General features: G+C 67.7%; 15 protein-coding genes. 13 read left to right on the plus strand and 2 right to left on the minus strand.

The genetic code is table 11. The annotated features are described in order from the left end of the window. The first annotated feature begins 87 nt into the window (after positions 1-87). From AB0H62_RS47775 to AB0H62_RS47815, 9 genes are all read left to right on the plus strand, one after another. Complete coding sequence (locus AB0H62_RS47775; RefSeq protein WP_360592650.1) at positions 88-1,725, plus strand: AMP-binding protein; 1,638 nt, start codon at positions 88-90, stop codon at positions 1,723-1,725. After that, complete coding sequence (locus AB0H62_RS47780) at positions 1,722-2,723, plus strand: cyclase family protein (protein ID WP_220241478.1); 1,002 nt, start codon at positions 1,722-1,724, stop codon at positions 2,721-2,723. Before AB0H62_RS47775 ends, AB0H62_RS47780 begins: the two co-directional genes overlap by 4 nt. A 2-nt stretch (positions 2,724-2,725) precedes the next feature. Beyond that, the gene (locus AB0H62_RS47785) at positions 2,726-3,148 is read left to right on the plus strand and encodes a Zn-ribbon domain-containing OB-fold protein (protein WP_220241479.1); all 423 of its coding nucleotides are present in this window, start codon (positions 2,726-2,728) and stop codon (positions 3,146-3,148) included. Next, complete coding sequence (locus tag AB0H62_RS47790; RefSeq protein WP_255638097.1) at positions 3,145-4,284, plus strand: acetyl-CoA acetyltransferase; 1,140 nt, start codon at positions 3,145-3,147, stop codon at positions 4,282-4,284. The genes AB0H62_RS47785 and AB0H62_RS47790 overlap by 4 nt, the downstream gene beginning before the upstream one ends. A gap of 124 nt (positions 4,285-4,408) precedes the next feature. Beyond that, a complete protein-coding gene (locus tag AB0H62_RS47795) occupies positions 4,409-5,365 on the plus strand; it encodes an AraC family transcriptional regulator (protein ID WP_220241480.1) in 957 nt (318 codons plus the stop codon). Next, on the plus strand, positions 5,347-5,829 hold the full coding sequence (locus tag AB0H62_RS47800) for a (2Fe-2S)-binding protein (protein WP_220241481.1): 483 nt from the start codon (positions 5,347-5,349) through the stop codon (positions 5,827-5,829). Before AB0H62_RS47795 ends, AB0H62_RS47800 begins: the two co-directional genes overlap by 19 nt. A gap of 4 nt (positions 5,830-5,833) precedes the next feature. After that, positions 5,834-6,835: a xanthine dehydrogenase family protein subunit M gene (locus tag AB0H62_RS47805; RefSeq protein WP_220241482.1), complete on the plus strand. Its 1,002-nt coding sequence runs from the start codon at positions 5,834-5,836 to the stop codon at positions 6,833-6,835. A 35-nt stretch (positions 6,836-6,870) separates the two neighbouring features. Continuing rightward, the gene (locus AB0H62_RS47810; RefSeq protein ID WP_255638098.1) at positions 6,871-9,042 is read left to right on the plus strand and encodes a xanthine dehydrogenase family protein molybdopterin-binding subunit; all 2,172 of its coding nucleotides are present in this window, start codon (positions 6,871-6,873) and stop codon (positions 9,040-9,042) included. A gap of 136 nt (positions 9,043-9,178) precedes the next feature. Continuing rightward, the gene (locus AB0H62_RS47815) at positions 9,179-10,153 is read left to right on the plus strand and encodes a hypothetical protein (RefSeq protein WP_255638099.1); all 975 of its coding nucleotides are present in this window, start codon (positions 9,179-9,181) and stop codon (positions 10,151-10,153) included. 62 nt (positions 10,154-10,215) lie between these two features. Here the strand turns inward: AB0H62_RS47815 and AB0H62_RS47820 are convergent, their stop codons facing one another. Beyond that, positions 10,216-11,493, minus strand: a complete 1,278-nt coding sequence (locus tag AB0H62_RS47820) for an MFS transporter (RefSeq protein WP_220241485.1) — start codon at positions 11,491-11,493, stop codon at positions 10,216-10,218. Positions 11,494-11,657: 164 nt separating this feature from the next. Here AB0H62_RS47820 and AB0H62_RS47825 point away from each other — a divergent pair, with 164 nt between their 5' ends. The 3 genes from AB0H62_RS47825 (at position 11,658) to AB0H62_RS47835 (ending at position 14,829) form a co-directional block, all read left to right on the plus strand. Continuing rightward, positions 11,658-12,593, plus strand: coding sequence for a helix-turn-helix transcriptional regulator (locus AB0H62_RS47825; protein ID WP_220241486.1), 936 nt, complete (start codon positions 11,658-11,660; stop codon positions 12,591-12,593). Between the two features lie 344 nt (positions 12,594-12,937). Further along, positions 12,938-14,314, plus strand: coding sequence for an NAD-dependent succinate-semialdehyde dehydrogenase (locus AB0H62_RS47830; RefSeq protein ID WP_220241487.1), 1,377 nt, complete (start codon positions 12,938-12,940; stop codon positions 14,312-14,314). A 26-nt stretch (positions 14,315-14,340) separates the two neighbouring features. Then, entirely contained in the window at positions 14,341-14,829 is a 489-nt protein-coding gene (locus AB0H62_RS47835; RefSeq protein ID WP_220241488.1) for a GFA family protein, read from the plus strand. A 546-nt stretch (positions 14,830-15,375) separates the two neighbouring features. Here AB0H62_RS47835 and AB0H62_RS47840 read toward each other — a convergent pair. Continuing rightward, positions 15,376-16,080, minus strand: a complete 705-nt coding sequence (locus tag AB0H62_RS47840) for a metalloregulator ArsR/SmtB family transcription factor (RefSeq protein ID WP_220241489.1) — start codon at positions 16,078-16,080, stop codon at positions 15,376-15,378. A 108-nt stretch (positions 16,081-16,188) separates the two neighbouring features. Here AB0H62_RS47840 and AB0H62_RS47845 point away from each other — a divergent pair, with 108 nt between their 5' ends. After that, a complete protein-coding gene (locus AB0H62_RS47845; RefSeq protein ID WP_220241490.1) occupies positions 16,189-17,562 on the plus strand; it encodes an MBL fold metallo-hydrolase in 1,374 nt (457 codons plus the stop codon). The last annotated feature ends 7 nt before the right edge of the window (positions 17,563-17,569 follow it).

The raw sequence follows: 17,569 nt of genomic DNA on the forward strand, positions 1-17,569 counted from the left end.
ACAGTGTCTCACTAAAGGCCTTGACATCGCGACCACTCCATGCAATTTTCGAGACAGAGTCTTGCTTAACGAGACATTGGAGACGTGGTGGATCTGGACAAACTCAACGTCCGCGACTTCCTCGACGCGGCGGCGGCCCGCAACCCCGATCGGCCGTTCCTGATCTGGCAGGACGAGGAACAGACCTACACCGAGTTCGCTGCCGAGGTCGACCGCGCCGCGGTCGTCTGGCACGAGATGGGTGTGCGCAAGGGAGACCGGGTCGCCTTCATGGCCGGCAACTCGCCCGGTTTCCTGCACGCCTGGCTCGGTCTCGCGAAGCTCGGCGCGATCCTGGTGGCGATCAACACCGGATTCAAGCTGGACGAGGCGCGCTACCTGGTCGAGCACTCCGAGGCGGTCGCCGTGCTGGTCGACCCGGAACATGCCGGCTTCTTCCGCACGATCCGGCGCTCCGCACCGTCGTTGCGAACCCTGTGCAGCTTCGGAGACTCGGACGCCGGGTTCACCGACTTCACCCGGGCCATGGCCCAAGCTGACCCGGCGTCGGTTCCCGCGGTCGACCTCGAAGGCGACGACGTCATCTCGCTCATCTACACGTCAGGCACCACTGGCCGGCCCAAGGGCGTCATGCAGACACACCGCAACTACGTGCTGACGGGCCAGGCCTACCCGCACTGGATGGGCATGAACAAGGGCGACCGGGTCTACGCGTGCCTGCCGTTGTTCCACATCAACTCGCAGGCGTACTCCACTATGGGCGCGATCGGCGCGGAGGGCGCGCTCGTCCTTGCGCCACGGTTCAGCGCCAGCCGGTTCTGGCCCGAGGTGCGCCGGCACCGGGTGAACGTCTTCAACTACATCGGCGCCATGGCGGTCATCCTCAGCAAGAGCGAGCCGTCATCGCACGACAGGGACCATGATGTGCGCACGGCGTACGGCGTGCCGGCCCTGCCGTACGAGGTCCGGGAACAGGTCGAGGAACGCTTCGGGCTGTCCGCGATCTCCGGGTTCGGCATGAGCGAGACGACCTACGGCCTGCTCGAGCCCGGCGACGCACCCCGCCGCCCCGGCACGATGGGCATCCCCCGGCACCACCCCGACCCGTCGGTGCCGCGGACCGAGGCGCGCATCGTCGACAAGAACGGCAACGAAGTCGGCCCAGGGCAAGTCGGCGAGCTCGTGCTCAAGAACGCCGCCATGATGCTCGGCTACTTCAGGGACCCAGAGCGCACAGCGGAAGCCCTGCGCGACGGCTGGCTGCACACCGGCGACAGCGCCTGGCGCGACGAGGACGGCTGGTTCTACTTCGTCGACCGGGTGAAGGACATCATCCGCCGACGCGGGGAGAACGTCTCATCCCTGGAGGTCGAGCAGACGCTCAACGCCCACCCGGGTGTGCGGGCCTCGGCCGTGATCGGCGTGCCGTCCGACCTGCTCGACGAAGACATCTGCGCGATCGTCATACCCCAGCCCGGCCACGCGCCGACTGCGGAAGAGCTCATCGCGTGGTGCACCGAGCGCCTGGCGCGCTTCAAAGTCCCGCGCTACATCGAGTTCGTCACTGAGATCCCGATGACTTCGACAGCCAAGATCGAAAAACACCGGCTCCGCAGCGGCGACTACGCCCGCGGCGAGCGCATCGACATCGGCGAGGCGGCTACGCGCCTGTCCGCCCCTGTGACCGCCACTAGCGGTTCGTCCCGAAGCACGGAGGAAGCATGACCACCGAAACCACGAACCCGGCTACCGGCGCCGGACAGACCACGCCGAGCGTCGAAACCGTGCGCGCGCTCATCGCCGAGCACAACAACTGGGGGCGGTGGGGCGCCGACGACCAGGTGGGCACACTCAACCACGTCACCGCTGAACACGTCGTCCAGGCCGCGGCCACGATCCGGACGGGCAAGCGGTTCTCGCTCGCGCTGCCCTTCGACGCCGACGGCCCGCAACGCGGCGGTTTCGGTCGTTTCAACCCGCTCCACCTGATGTTCCGCGACGGCGGCGACATCGCCACCGGCACGATCATCGACGACTTCTACGGCGGCAAGGACCGCTACTGCCGCGGCACCGACGACCTCATCATCATGCCGCTGCAGTCGGGCACCCAGTGGGACGCATTGGCGCACATTCTCTTCGACGGCACCATGTACAACGGCTACGAGCCGACTGCTGTCACGAGCAAGGGCGCCACGCGCAACGACATTGCGCAGGCCGCCGACCGCATCGCCGGCCGGGGCGTTCTCCTCGACCTTCCCCGGTTCAAAGGAGTCGACGCCCTCGGGGACGGCTACGCGATCACGTCCGCCGACCTCGACGGCTGCGCCGCGAGCCAGGGCGTCGAGGTGCGCCAGGGCGACTTCGTGCTGATCCGCACAGGGCAGTTGCAGGCCCGGCGCGGCAACTGGGGCGACTACGCCGGCGGCAGCGCCCCCGGCATGGGTCTCGACAGCGTGCCATGGGTGGCCGGGAAGCAGATCGCCGGCCTCGCCACGGACACCTGGGGCATGGAGGTGCTGCCGAACGAGACGCCCGACGTCTTCCAGCCGCTGCACTGTGTGTTCCTCGTGGGGATGGGCCTGTACGTGGGGGAAATCTTCGATTTCGAGACCCTGGCCGACGACTGCGCCCAAGACGGCCGCTACGAGTTCTTCTTCTGCGCGCCGCCGTTGCCGTTCAGCCGCGCAGTCGGCTCACCCGTGAACCCGATGGCGATCAAGTAGCCATGACCACGCCACTGCCCCCGAAACCGACTCCCCGCGGCGAAGAGCGCGTCTACTTCGACGCCGCAGCGGAGAATCGGCTTACATACCAGACCTGCGACACCTGCGGGTCGACCGTGTTCTACCTCCGTGACGTGTGCCCTCATTGCGGCGGTGAGAGCCTGCGGCTGCGCGACTCCGCCGGAGTCGGGAAGGTCTACAGCTACACGGTGCAGAATCGGGCGAGCCACCCGTATTTCGCCGACCGCACACCGATGACGCTCGCCCTCGTGGACCTTGAAGAAGGCTTCCGGCTGCTGGCCGACCTCACGGGAGCCGACGACGTGGAGGTGGGGATGCCCGTGGAAGTCGTGTTCCGCGAACTGGACGAGGACGTCACCCTGCCGCACTTCCGGCCCCGTGGCCGTGAGGAGGAACCGAAGTGACCATCCGCGGCAAGACCGCCATCGTCGGGATCGCCGAGGTCGACACGTTCGAGACCCGGGGACGCTCCCCGGCCGGCCTCGCGGCGGCCGCTTCGAAACGCGCCCTCGCCGACGCCGGGCTCGAGCTGTCCGATGTAGACGGTCTGTTCACCACGTCGTCGTACTACTCGATGCCCACGCTCACCATGAGCGAGTACCTCGGCATCAAGCCGAGGTACACCGACTCGACCGCGCTCGGCGGCTGCTCCTTCATCGCCCACCTCGGGCACGCGGCCGCCGCGATCGAAGCGGGACTCTGCGACGTCGCGCTCGTCTGTTACGGCAGCACCCAGCGCAGCGACCGCGGCAAGCTCGTTAGCAACGCCGAATGGCTCGCCTACGAGCAACCGTACGGCCTGCTGCACCCGGTGGGGAGCTTCGGTCTCATCGCAAACCGGCACATGGCCCAGTTCGGAACGACCAGCGAACAGCTCGCCCAGGTCGCCGTCGCCGCCAGGGAATGGGCCCTCTTGAACCCCGCCGCGCCGTACCCGAAACCGCTGACCGTCGACGACGTACTCGAGTCCACACCGATTGCCAGCCCGCTGCACAAACTCGACTGCTGCCTGGTCACCGACGGCGGCGCGGCGGCAGTGCTCACGTCAGCCGCGCGAGCGCAGGACCTGGCCAAGCCACCCGTCTACCTGCTCGGGACCGGCGAGGCCTCGAACCACCGCAACGTCTCGCAGATGCCCGACCTCACCGCGACCGAAGCCACCCACAGCGCGGAACGAGCCATGCAGATGGCCGGGGTGACCCACGCGGACATCGATACGGCGCACGTGTACGACGCGTTCACCATCAGCCTCCTGATCCTCCTCGAGGATCTCGGTTTCTGCCCGAAAGGCGAGGGCGGTGCGTTCGTAGCGGACGGCAACATCGCCCCGGGCGGTTCACTCGCGCTCAACACCAACGGCGGCGGTCTCTCCTACACGCATCCGGGCATGCTCGGCATGTTCCTGATCACCGAAGCCGTCCGCCAGTTGCGTGGTGAAGCCGGTGTGCGCCAGAAACCCGGCGCGGCGGTGTCCCTGGTCCACGGCATGGGCCTCACCCTCGCGGCCCACGCGACCGCGGTGCTCGGCATCTCGCCGTGACGGCTCCGTGAGCCTGTCCCCATCGGTGGTAGTCACCCGGGACGTAGGCAAGGCAGGGATCTGGATAACAGCCGGAAGACCGGAGCAGCCTGAGTGCCCGATACCGACGTGATGGGCGGGTGTCTTGTTCGACGCGCTGACCGACGAGCAGAGTGCCGTCGCGCGGCTGCGCCTGTGCAGCCGGCGAGACAACGGCTGGCTGACGCCGCTCGTCCAGCTCGTGGACAACGCCCCGGCCACCGAGCAGTTCGACCTGCCGGCCACCAGCGACATCGCTCTGGTGCTGGTCACGCAAGGCAGGACAACCATGGAGTCGTGGCATGGCGGCCACTGGCGCCGAGTCGAGTGCCAGCCGGGCCGGATCCGGGTGACCGCGCCCGGCCGGCCGGTCCGGCTGCGCTGGCGAGGTGACGACGGGTACCTCACCACAAACGTGTTCCTCTCCCCCAGCCTGCTCGAACGCGCCGCGGTCGATCTGCGCAGACCGGCCGCGGCGCGGATGAGCTGGCCGGACATACTCACGATCGACGACCCGGTCCTGGCGGCGGTGTCCGGCGGCCTCGGTGATGCGGCTCTGGCCGGCGCCGACCCGCTGTACGCGGAGACGGCCGCCGCCTACCTGGCCGCGCACTTGTTGACCCGGCACGGCCGGCTGCCCGCTCCGCGCCCGGCCAGCGGCGAGGACATTCGGGTGCGCAGGGCCGTCTCGTTCATCAACGAGAACCACCACTTGCCGCTCGCCCTCACGGACATCGCGGCGGCGGCCAGCCTGAGCCCGTTCCACTTCCTCCGCGTGTTCAAACGGGCGACCGGCCAGACCCCACACCGCTTCCTGACCACCGTCCGGGTGAACCGGGCGCGCCGCTACCTGGAACGCGGCGATATCTCCGTCACCGAGGTCGCTCAGCTGTGCGGCTTCGCTTCCCCCGCTCAGCTGGCCACGTCATTCCGGCGGGAAACAGGCCTGTCCCCCAGCGCCTACCGGGCGGACCGCAATAAATCGCGCGAGGAACCGCAAGCAGACGAAAGCGCTGACGGACCCAGCCTCCTAACGTCGCCGGCATGTCCACAAACGACGTGACAGTGGAGTTGGCCTGCGCGGTCAACGGCCGGGCCGTCCGGCTCGAGCTGGATCCCCGGGAATCCCTCCTGGACGTGCTGCGCGAGCGGCTTGAGCTGACCGGCACGAAAAAGGGATGCGACCAGGGTCACTGTGGTGCGTGCACGGTGCATGTGGACGGTCGGCGAGTGGTGTCCTGCCTCACGCCCGCAGTCCAGGTCATCGGCCAGGACGTGACCACCATCGAGGGCGTCTCAGGCGAGGACGACAGTCTGCACCCGCTGCAGCAGGCGTTCATCGACAACGACGCGTTGCAGTGCGGCTACTGCACGCCCGGGCAGATCATGTCCGGTCTCGCCTGCATCGCCGAGGGCCACACCGGCACCGACGACGAGATTCGCGAATACCTGAGCGGCAACATCTGCCGCTGCGGCGCCTACGTGGGCATCGTGGCCGCGGTGCGGCAGACCTCGAACGGAGCGTGACGCGATGCGTGCCTTCACCTACCTCGCGCCGGACACCGTGGACGCCACCGTGGACGCGTTGCGCACCGCGCAGCCCGGCACCAAGATTCTGGCCGGTGGCACCACTCTCTACGACCTGATGAAGCTGGACATCGAGAACCCGCCCGCGGTCATCGACGTGCACCGGATCGCCGAGCTGAGCACCATTGAAATCGGCGAGCGCGAACTCGTGTTCGGCTCCGGTGCGCGCATGGCGGACGTGGCCGACCACCCGGCGATCCGCACCGAGTACCCGGGCCTGTCCGAGTCTCTGTGGCGCGCCGCGACACAGCAGCTCCGCAACATGGCGACGCTCGGCGGGAACCTACTGCAGCGCACCCGCTGCGCCTACTTCCGTAACGGTTCGGAATTCCCGTGTAACAAGCGCGAACCGGGCAGCGGTTGTGCCGCCATCGGCGGGCACGACCGCGGCCACGCCCTATTCGGTGGGAGCGACTCGTGCATCGCCACCTACGCCGGCGACTTCGCCGTCGCGCTGATCGCATTCGACGCCTTGGTGGATGTCGCCGGGCCCAGAGGGGAACGCACCGTGCCACTCGCCGGACTCCACGTCGAGCCAGGTGACGACCCGACCCGCGAACACGTCCTCGACCCGGACGAACTCATCCTCCGCATCCGCGTGCCCGCGACCCCGGCCGGGCGCGGATCGACATACCTCAAGATCCGAGACCGCGAGTCCTACGCGTTCGCCTTGGCCTCAGTCGCCGCTGGTCTCACCTTCGACGCGAACGGCCTGATCGACGAATGCCGGATCGGCCTCGGTGGGGTGGCCACCCGGCCATGGCGGGCAACCGAAGCCGAACAGACCCTGCTCGGCCAGCGCCTGACCCCGCAGACCGCCAGACACGCCGGGGAGGTCGCCTTCGCATCAGCCCGTCGCGGTGCCTACAACGGATTCCGCGTCGAGCTGGGCATCCGCACCATTGGCGACGCACTGCGCACCGCCGGAGAGCGAGCCGCCCAATGACTGTCACAGACGCACCCTCCGCCGAAAACCGTCCCTTGGACACCCGTCGCGTCGATGCCCTGGAGAAGGTCACCGGCCGCGCCCGCTACGCAGCCGACCGCGTGCCCGAAGGCGTCGCCTACGGCGCGTGGGCCACCGCAGGGATCGGCAAGGGACGTGTCGTACGCATCGACACATCCGCCGCGGAAGCCGTGCCCGGCATCCTGCTGGTGATCACGAAGTTCGGACCGGACGAACTGCACGACGTCGGTTTCGTCATGGCCGACGGGTTCGCGGTACAGAGCCTGCAGCCATTGCGTGATGACCACATCGCCTACCGCGGACAGCCGATCGCGCTGGTCGTCGCCGACAGCCTCGTCGCGGCGACCGAAGCCTCGCAGGCGATCACGGCCGAGTATGAAACCGAACCGTTCACGGTGAAGATCGACGGCGAGGGCGCCGACCCCGTGTTGCAGGAACAGGCCATACCCGTACCAGAGCTCGCCGACATCAAGGTCGGTGATGCGGATGCGGCGTTCGAGGCCAGCCCGGTTCAGATCGCCGGGACGTACAATCACCCCCCACAGCACCCGGTGCCGATGGAACCCTTCGCGAGCGTCGTGCGCTGGGAGGGCGACAAGCTGCTCGTCCACGACAGCACACAGAACGCGAACGCGGTGCGGTTCGGCCTGGCGACCCAGCTCGGCCTCAACCCTGCGAACGTCGAAGTCACCTCGCCCTACCTCGGCGGCGGCTTCGGCAACAAGAACTCCATGTACGGGCACCTCGGGCCGATCGCGGTCGCGTCTCGCCGGCTCGGCAGGCCAGTCAAGATGGTGCTGCCGAGACCGCAGACCTTCCACGTCGGCTCCTTCCGGCCGAACTCGGTCCACCGGGTGCGCCTGGGCGCGGACGAGAACGGGAAATTGCTCGCCGCGATCCACGAGGTCGACCAGCAGACCTCGCGGCACGACCTGTTCATTTCGCTGACCACCGATGTCTCGTCCCGGCTGTACTCGGCACCGGCGTTCCGCGGCCTCCAACGTCTGGTCCGGACCGACGTGCAGACACCAGGGTTCATGCGCTCGCCGTTCGAGAGCCCGGCCATGTTCGCGTTCGAGTCCGCGATAGATGAGCTGGCGTATGCGACCGGCCGCGACCCGGTCCAGCTGCGGCTGGACAACGACGCCGTGGCCGACCCGGTCACCGGCCTGCCGTTCTCTGGCCGGCACCTGGCCGAGTGTCTGCGCCGCGGCGCGGCCCGGTTCGGCTGGGAGAAGCGTCTTCCGGCGCCGGGATCGATGATCGCCGAGGACGGTTCGCTCATCGGTTGGGGCGTCGCCGCCGGCTGTTACCCGGGCGGCATGGTGCCGAACATCGCGCACGTGTCGGCGAGGGAAGACGGCACTGTCACCGTCGCCGCCGGCGGGCATGAAATGGGCCAGGGCATCCGCTCGGCCATCGCGCTGCTCGTGGCACGGGACCTCGGCGTGTCGGTGGACAAGGTGGTCGTGGAGGTCGGCGACACCCGGGTCGCGCCGCAACACCTCACTGCCGGATCCTGGGGCACGGCGAGCGCGCTGTCGGCTGTGCAGGCCGCCATCGACGAACTGCGCAAGGCCTTGGACGTCACAGAACCCGGCGACGTCGACCTCCCGGCCGCGCTCCGTGCCAGGGGCAAATCAGTGGTGACTGCCGAGTCCGCCGTCGTCGCGCCCGGCCAGAACCGGCAGGCGCTCGACCGGCTCGGCGGCGGTCTGCTCGCTTTCGCCGGGCCGGTCTACCCGGACTTCGTCACGTTCAGCTGGGTTGCGCACTTCGTCGAGGTGCGGGTCGAACCGACCACGCGGCGCATTCGGGTGCCGCGGGTGGTCACAGTCGCGGACTGCGGCCGGGTGGCCAGCCCCGTCACCGCGGCCAGCCAGGTCCGCGGCGGGGTGGTGTGGGGCATCGGAGAGGCGCTGCGTGAAGAGAGCGCTGTGGACGAGCGGTTCGGCGGGTTCCTCAATACTTCGCTGGAGGAGTACCCGGTGCCGGTCAACGCGGACATCCAGCAGATCGAGGTGGACTTCATCGACGAACCCGACCTGCTGTTCAACCCGGTCGGTATGAAAGGCGTGGGTGAGGTGGCCATGGTCGGCTCGGCTGCCGCCGTCGCCAACGCCGTCTACCACGCAACCGGCCGACGCGTGCACCAGCTGCCGATCCGGCTGGAACATGTCCTCTGAACAGGTGGCGGCTCCATCGGCCGCCCCACTCGCCCACAGATTCGGTCCCCGACCCTCGCTCAGCCGGCCGGATGCCCTCACTCCCGCGGCGCTGGGCGACGCCCGCCGGCACCAGCCACTTCGCGGCCTGGCAGGTTTGGGCTTCGTCGTCCCTGTCACTGCGCTGCTGTCCGTATCCGCCGGCGGGGCCTACAACTCGCTGGTCCTGCTCGGGCCGATCATCACGTTCGCGTTGCCGATCATGGCCATGGTCGCGTTCTGGTGGGAAGACTGGCCGGGCACGCTTCTCCCGCGCCCTTGGTCCGGTTTGTACGACACCGCGATCATCGTCGTCGGCGGCATACTGCTCGCCGTGCTCGGCCAGCTCGTGGTCAACGGGCCAGACCTGGTCGGGGTGTTCGCGCCGAGTTCCGACCACCCCGGCCTGTATCCGGCGTCGAACTCCTTGGCCGGCAGCATCTTCACGATCATCCTGCAGCTGACGCTCGTGTGCGAACGCCGGCCGCTGGGCCGCCTCGGCCGCATCCCCTCGGGCCTCGCCGCCGTGGGGCTGTGCTGGGCGCTCGGCTTGGTCGCCTGGCTGGCGATGGTGCGCTCGAACGCGATCGACTCGGAGAACTACGGCGCCTGGTTCACCTCGATCGGCGCGTGGCAGATGTTCTTCTGGGTCGCGTTGCGCGGCTGGCCGTTCGCACGGATCGACCGGACGTGGTTGCGGCTGCTGGTCGGCAACATCGTCGTGATCGCCTGTGGGTGGGGCGGCTATCTGCTCGTCGACGACGGGCTCCGCTGGCCGGGAGTCCGGATCACGGCGACCGCAGGTACCGCCGTCGGCTGCATTCTGCTGGTGACCATGTTGTTCGAGGCGTGGCCGGCGATCCGAGTGGCCCCGGCGCCCGGGCCCGGGCGCACACTCGCCGTGGTCACCGAGGTGCTTCTCACCGCGCTGCTGGTCTGGTGTTTGCCGAAACTCGCCCACGCCCTCGGCGTGCCTTCGGCTCGGGAATGGAGCTGGACCACCCAGGTCGTGCTCAACGCGCTGAGCACCGCGGTGATCTTGCACGTCGCGGTGTGGCGGCGGTGGCCGATGAGCGCCCCGAGTCCCGGATGAGCTTGGAACGGTACGCAGAGGGGCGGCGGGTGAACTCAGCCGCCCCTCTGCTTCTCTCTGTTTCAGGCGCTCTTCGGGAACGCGTGTTTGTTCCCCCCGATGACAGCGACGGCCGCGGCGATCAACAGCACCAGCGACGCCCATGTGAGCGACGCAGTGCCCAGATCCTCCACCAACAGGCCACCCAGGAGACCGCCGAGTGCGATGGACGCAGAGAAGAACGTGATGGTGATCGACTGGGCGACGTCCGAGGCCGGCCCCGTCGCGGTGATGGCGCCGCCGATGAACAGACTGGGCGAACTGCCGAACGCGAAACCCCACGCCGCGGCAGCGATGAAGACCAGCGCCGGCACTCCGGTGAACAGGGCCAGCACGAGCACGCTGACAGCGAACAGCACGGTGCTGCCCACGACGAGCTTGCGCAGGTGACGATCGATGTGCGCGCCGACAACGACAACACTCAGGACGGATGTGACTCCGAACGCGAACAGGACCCACCCGGCTTCACTTTCCATGCGCGCGAACCGCAGGTAGTCGGTGACGTAGGTGTAGAGGATGTTGTGCGCGACCATGTACGCAGTGAGGGCGAACAGGATGGTGCGCAACCCGGGAATCACTAGGACCTGCCTGACCGTGAAGCGTTCCTCCACCGGCTGACCGGACAGGTTCGGCAGCGTAACCAGCACCCAGGCCATGGTCAGCACGATCAAGGCAGCCGAGGCCCAGAACGCGAGCTGCCACCCGCCGAAGCTGCTGAGCCACGTCCCCAGCGGGATACCGAGAGCCAGTCCCAGAGGTGTGCCGGCAAGCGCGATCGCGATGGCGCGGCCCTGCCAGGCCCCGGGCGAGAGCCGAGCGGCGTACCCGGCGAGCAGGGGCCAGATCAACCCGGTCGCCAGGCCGGCGACGAACCGGATCACCATGGTCAGGGTGTAGTCGTCGCACAACGCGGTGAGGGCGTTCGTGAGGGCGACGGTGCCGAGCGCGAGTTGCAGCACGTTCTTTCGTGGCGACAGTGAAGTCAACCGCGACAGCGGGATCGCCGCCAGCGCGGTGGCGAGGGCGTAGATGGTCACGATCTGACCCGTGAGCGCAACACTCCGGTCAAGCGTGCGACTGATTTCCGGGAGCAGGCCGGCAGGCAGGCACTCGGTGAGAATGCCGATGAACCCGCTGAGGAAAAGGCCGAACAAGGCCATGCCCGGAAGACGATCCCGACCCCGAACCGCGGCGGGTGACGAAGTAGTGGTTGTTTCGGTCATTCTCACAGTTCCCTGAGCTGTTTGTGGAGAGTGCTTCACCCCGGCGGGAATAACGGACGGCCCGAGGAGCTCTCGCACCTCGGTCGGGTGGACCCGGATAGTGTTTCCGGGGACGAATTCAGCGTGCGCCGGCGGGGCAGCCCTATCCAGATCCCCGATTTGTCTACGTCCCGGGTGACTGCTACTGGCAGGGACAGGCTCGCCGGCCCCGAACGGGGACATCCGGCGTGATAATGAGGAGCATGACGATCCACTCCGATCCCCACACCGACCCGAAAGCAGTGCCGGGACCCGGCCGGGAGCGGCAGCTCGATCCGCGCACGGAGCTGAGCGAGTTCCTGCGCTCACGCAGAGCCCGGCTGAAGCCTGCCGACGTCGGCATTCCCGACTACGGCCGGCGGCGACGCGTGCCGGGCCTACGACGGGAGGAGCTGGCCCAGCTCGCCGGAGTCTCGGTCGCGTACTACACGCGCCTCGAGCAGGGCAACGGCCACAACGTCTCGGCCGAGGTACTGGACGCGATCTCCGCCGCGCTCAGGCTCTCCGACGCCGAACACGCCCACCTGCTGCACCTCGCGAAGCCGGCACCGCGCAAGCGGCGGCCGGCCCCACAACGCCAGCAAGTGCGGCCCGCCCTGCAGGAGCTGCTTTCCGCGATCGACGGCGTGCCCGCATACGTGTGGGGCCGCCGCACCGACGTACTGGCCTGGAACGGCGCGGCCTCCGCGCTGTTCGGTGACTGGGCCGCCCGCGCCCCGCGCGACCGGAACTGGGCCCGCATCGTCTTCCTCGATCCCGAAGCCCAGCGCCTGTTCGCCGACTGGGAATCCAAAGCGTCCGATGTGGTCGGACAACTGCGACTTGACGCCGGCCGGTATTCGAACGATCCACTGCTTGCCGAACTGGTCGGTGAGCTTTCTGTCAAAAGCGACGACTTCCGCAGCATGTGGGCCACCCACAACGTCAAACGGAAAACCCACGACACCATGCGGATCACGCACCCACTGGTCGGGGAGCTCACGGTCCGCTACGAAACCTTCACCCTCCCCGGCGACCAGGAACAGGCACTCGAGACCTACCACGCCGAGCCCGGTTCGGCGTCGGAGGAAGCCCTGCGCCTCCTCGCGAGCTGGGGCACGGATGCCGCCCAGCCCCGAGCGGCCGCATCACCGGACTGAGCTGCCCACTTGGGCCCGCCCTCCGCCGGTGAGCGGCCATCACCGGCATGCGGAGGTCGGAAGGCGTGCTCACGTAAGACGAACGACCGAGCGCGAAGTTGTTTCACATTGCCGGCAGAGCCCCGAGCAGAATCGCCGACCCTGGGGGCGTCAATGGTGCGCACTCCGCCGAACGTCCTCCTCTCGCCGGCACCGGATAGGCAATCCCTTAGCCGGTGCGCAGGCAAACCAGTCTGTACCTCGCCGAACCTCGCATTCCTACGACCAACAGGGACAGGTTGAAATCTGGCCTCGGCGCGATAATTTCCGGAGAAGTTCCGAAAGACCATCACCAAGGAGCGACAATGAGTTTTACCACGATCAATCCGGCTACCGGAGAATTCGTCAAAGAATTCCCCTTGCAATCAGATGAGCAAGTCTTTTCCGCACTGGAAACCGCAGACAAGCGTTACCGCGAAGATTGGAAGTTCCAACCGGTCGCGGAGCGGGCTCGGATCGTCGGTCGCGCAGCCCAGATTCTGCGCGAGAAACGAGATGAGTATGCGAAGTATCTTACTCTGGAAATGGGTAAGGTCACCCGATTCGCCTACGTAGAAGTCGACCTCGTCGCGGACATCTTGGATTACTACGCCGAAAACGGCGAACAGTTCCTCGCGCCGCAATCGTTGCCGGACGAGCCCGGCGCGACAGTGGTCACCGAGCCCATCGGCGTCATCCTGGCGATCGAGCCCTGGAATTTTCCCTACTATCAGCTTGCCCGCGTCGTCGCACCCCAGCTTGTCGCGGGCAACGTGGTCATGCTGAAGCACGCCGAGAGTACGCCACAGTGCGCGCTCGCCTTCGCCCGACTGTTCGAGGAAGCGGGCACCCCTGAAGGCGTCTACACCAATCTCTTTTGCAGCATCGAGCAAATCGCGAGCCTGATCGACGACTTCCGAGTGCGCGCCGTCACGCTGACCGGAAGTGAACGCGCCGGGACGTCCGTCGGCGCGCGGGCAGGCCACAATCTCAAGAAGGTCGTCCTCGAGTTGGGCGGCAGCGATCCCGCGCTCATTCTCGAAGGCGCCCCCCTGGAGCACGCCGCCGATCAAATCGTGATGGGTCGCACCTTCAACTCAGGACAGGGTTGCGTCAACATCAAGCGCGTTATCGTGGTGGGCCGGGAACGGGGCGAGAGGTTGCTGGCCGCACTGACAGAGCGGTTCGCGGCGATCAACGTGGGCGATCCCACGGATGAAACCACCCTACTCGGCCCCCTGGCCAGCGAACGGGGTCTGGACGGCCTGCTCAAGCAGATCGAAGACGCCAAGGCGGCGGGTGCGCGAATCGTCCATGGCGGCGGACGTGTTGACCGCCCCGGATTCTACCTCGAACCGACGATCATCACAGACATCGCCGAGGACAATCCACTCTACCAGCAAGAGGCATTCGGGCCCGTGCTGTCCTTCTACGTCGTGGACAACGAAGATGAGGCAATCGATCTGGCGAATGCCACACGGTACGGCCTGGGCGGCTACGTGTTCGACGCAGATATCGAGCACGCCAAGCAGATCGCAGCCCGAATCGAGTCCGGCATGGTGTACATCAATTCGTGCTTCGCCGACTCACCGCGACTTCCTTTTGGTGGCGTCAAGAATTCTGGATTCGGTCGCGAACTGTCGGAGCTGGGAATCGGTGAATTCCTTAACCGCAAGCTGGTGCGGGTCTCCGACCCAGCCTGAGAAGCTCTTCGTCAGCTGGGATCGACATGCCGACCGAGGTAAACACGGCCGAACAGGCCAAAGAAGGAGATTCCGAAGTGAATAGTACGGACACAGCAGCCGTCCATGGCGCACGATCCGGGCACTGCCTGTGCGGCTCGATTAGCTATCGTTTCGAGGCGCAACCCGAGACTGTCGTCCTTTGCCACTGCGATGATTGTCAGCGACACAGCGGCGCAGCGTTCTCGGTAAACGTTCTTGTAGCGCGAGACGCAGTGAAGATCGAGGGAACGCCCAGGTCACACCAAACCACTGGCTCGGAAAACGGTGAGCTGAGGGACCGACTGTTCTGCGGCGACTGCGGCACTCCGATCTTCACCATCCTTCACGAGCTTCCCGACATCATGATAGTCAAGGCGGGAACCCTCGATGACCGGACGGGACTCGAACCATCCGCCGACGTGTGGTGGCGTCGAGCGCAGGACTGGATCGAACCGCACCCCACCCGCCCGCGGTTCGACGGCGACGCGAAATAGCATCCTCGTCGAGGAAATCTCAGCATCGACTCGGCACCAGTGCCAATACCGCGCGAGCCAAACAAGCTCGAACGCGGCCCGCCGCCCTCCGCGGCGACATGCCTGGCGCGTTGGACTCAGTGGTCGGCGACTGCGGTGCGGCGCCGCACGTTCCCTCCCCCGTGCGGTGCCGCACCGCCCCGGAGTCCAGTCGGAGTGCAACATGCAGCTACCGAGGCCAGACCGGTCAAGCCCGCGCGGCTGCTCGTGCTTCCTCACTCGCGCGTACTGGATCTTCGAGTGAATGTCATAGTGCGGTTTCGTGCGCTACTACTCAACCATCGCCCCGGCCCTGCTCCCACACCTGCACGGCCGGCGGGTCACGTTCTCTGTTGACCGGACTAAGGCGCAACACGCCGCATTGAAGGTCTCCCTCGATTGATCTCGGCCGGTAGACCTTCCGCGACGACGTAGTCGGGGGAGGGCGTCAGTGCAGGAGAACCAGGGATGTGACCGCGCTGCGGAGGTGATCAGCTTGCCGAGGTGGGGGCGGGTGGTGCCGGACGGTCATGCGAGGTCCCCGGTGTCGACCGGCATCTCGGCCAGCCGCCACTCCAGCATGCCGTCGTCCAGCCGGACCGCGCGGCGCCCGCGGTCGGTCAACAGCCGCACCGCGTCGTAGGCCAGTACGCAGTACTCGCCCCGGCAGTACACGACGATGTCCACACCCTCGGGAAGTTCGTTGATCCGGTCCGCCAACTCCTCCACCGGGACGCTCAGCGCGCCCGGGATGTGACCCGCCCGGTACTCGTGCACCGGCCGGACGTCCAGCAGCACCACTTCCCCCGCTGCCGCGCGCACCTGCAACTGCTCGCGGGTGATCTCCGCTCCGGGCGCGGCTCCGAGGTAGGCCTCACGCGCCGGTGACACGGCCGGTTGGTGGGCCTGGGCAGCGGTGCGCAGCAACGCGAACAGCTGCGCGACGTCGTCGCCGGCAAGGCGATAGTGCACTCGGACCCCGTCGCGGCGGGTCGCGACGAAGCCCGCCTGTTTGAGGGTCTGCAGATGCGCGGACGCGGTCGTCAGGTTCAGCCCCGACGCGGTGGCCAGCGCGTCCACGGTGCGCTCGCCCTGTGCCAGCAGGTCGAGCAGTTCCAGACGCTTGCCGTTGGCGAGCGCCTTCCCGCTGACCGCGAACGCCTCATACAACCGCGCCTTGGCCGCCGCCTTCACCGAACCGCCGACCGGATCGGCTGTGGTGCCCTCCACCATCTTCCCATCCTCCATAAATCTATGGATTAATGTATATCAGGCGACGGACACACCACGCGGCACGCACAGGAACGGCCGAGCGCCGCTCCGGCAAGGTTGGAGAACGTTGTGAGCTTCACCGACGATCACCTGCTCCCGCTGGTCGACGAAGGACTCGGAAACAGCGCCTACCTGGTGGACCTGGGAGACGGCCGCGCGTTGGCCGTCGACGCCTCCCGGGATCTGCGGACCCTGAACACCGCCGCCCGGCGGCGTGGCCTGCGGGTCGGCTTCGCCGCAGACACCCACCTGCACGCCGATTTCCTCTCCGGTGCCGTGCAGCTCGGTCACGACACCGGAGCCACGGTGCTCGCCTCCACATCAGGAGGCCGCCTCTTCGACCACACCCCACTGGCTGATGGGGACGAGGTCGATCTCGGCGGCCTGACACTGCGGGCCCTGGCGACCCCCGGCCACACCGACGAGCACCTGTCGTTCCTGCTGCTCGACGGCAAACGCGAGCTCGGCGTGTTCACGGGCGGCTCTCTCATCGTCAATTCAGCGGCCCGCACGGACCTCCTCGGCCCGGCGCGGACCGAGGAGCTGGCCAGCGCCCAGTACCGCTCGCTGCAGCGGCTGATCACTCTGCCCGACACCGTTTCTGTGTGGCCCACCCACGGCGCGGGATCGTTCTGCTCCGCCCCTCCGGGCAGCGAACGCACATCGACCATCGGCGACCAGAAGCGCGCCAATCCGCTGCTGACGGCACCGGACGAGGACGCGTTCGTCCACGATCTGCTCGCCGGCCTCGGAACGTACCCGGCGTACTTCACCCGCCTCTCGGAAGTCAACCGTCGCGGCCCGGCGATCCTGGCCGGCGCCCCACCGATCCCCGCGCTCAGCCCTGCCACAGTGCGGGCGCTGCTCGCGGACGGGGCCACCCTCGTCGATGTCCGCCCGGCCGCCGACTTCGCCGCCGCGCACATCCCCCGCGCGGTGTCGATCCCGTTGCGCGAGCAGTTCGCGACGTGGCTGGGCTGGCTGCTACCCGACACCACCCCGCTGGTGTTCGTTCTCAACTCCGACCAAGACCCCGCCGACATCGCCTGGCAGTCCGCGAAAATCGGGTACGAACGGCTGGCCGGTCACCTGGCGGGCGGCATCGCCGCCTGGACCGGGGAGGGCGGCCAGGTACGCAGCACTGCCTTCACCACCGCCACCCGCGCCCCAGCAGGGTCCTATGTGGACGTCCGCCAGGCGCCGGAGTACCGCGCCGGCCACGTTCCGGGCGCGATCCACCTCGAACTCGGCGACCTGACCGCACACGCCGCCGACGTCCCCACCGGTGCCATCGTGGCCTGCGGGCACGGCGAACGCGCCATGACCGCCGCCAGCCTCCTCGAGCGCGCCGGCCGCACCGACCTCACCGTGCTCGACGGCGGACCCGGCGGCTACACCCGCGCCCACGACCTGACCCTCACCGGAGGGACCGGGCCGTCATGACCACAGC

Origin of the sequence: Amycolatopsis sp. NPDC050768, assembly GCF_040654155.1 — a bacterium.
Lineage (GTDB): Bacteria > Actinomycetota > Actinomycetes > Mycobacteriales > Pseudonocardiaceae > Amycolatopsis.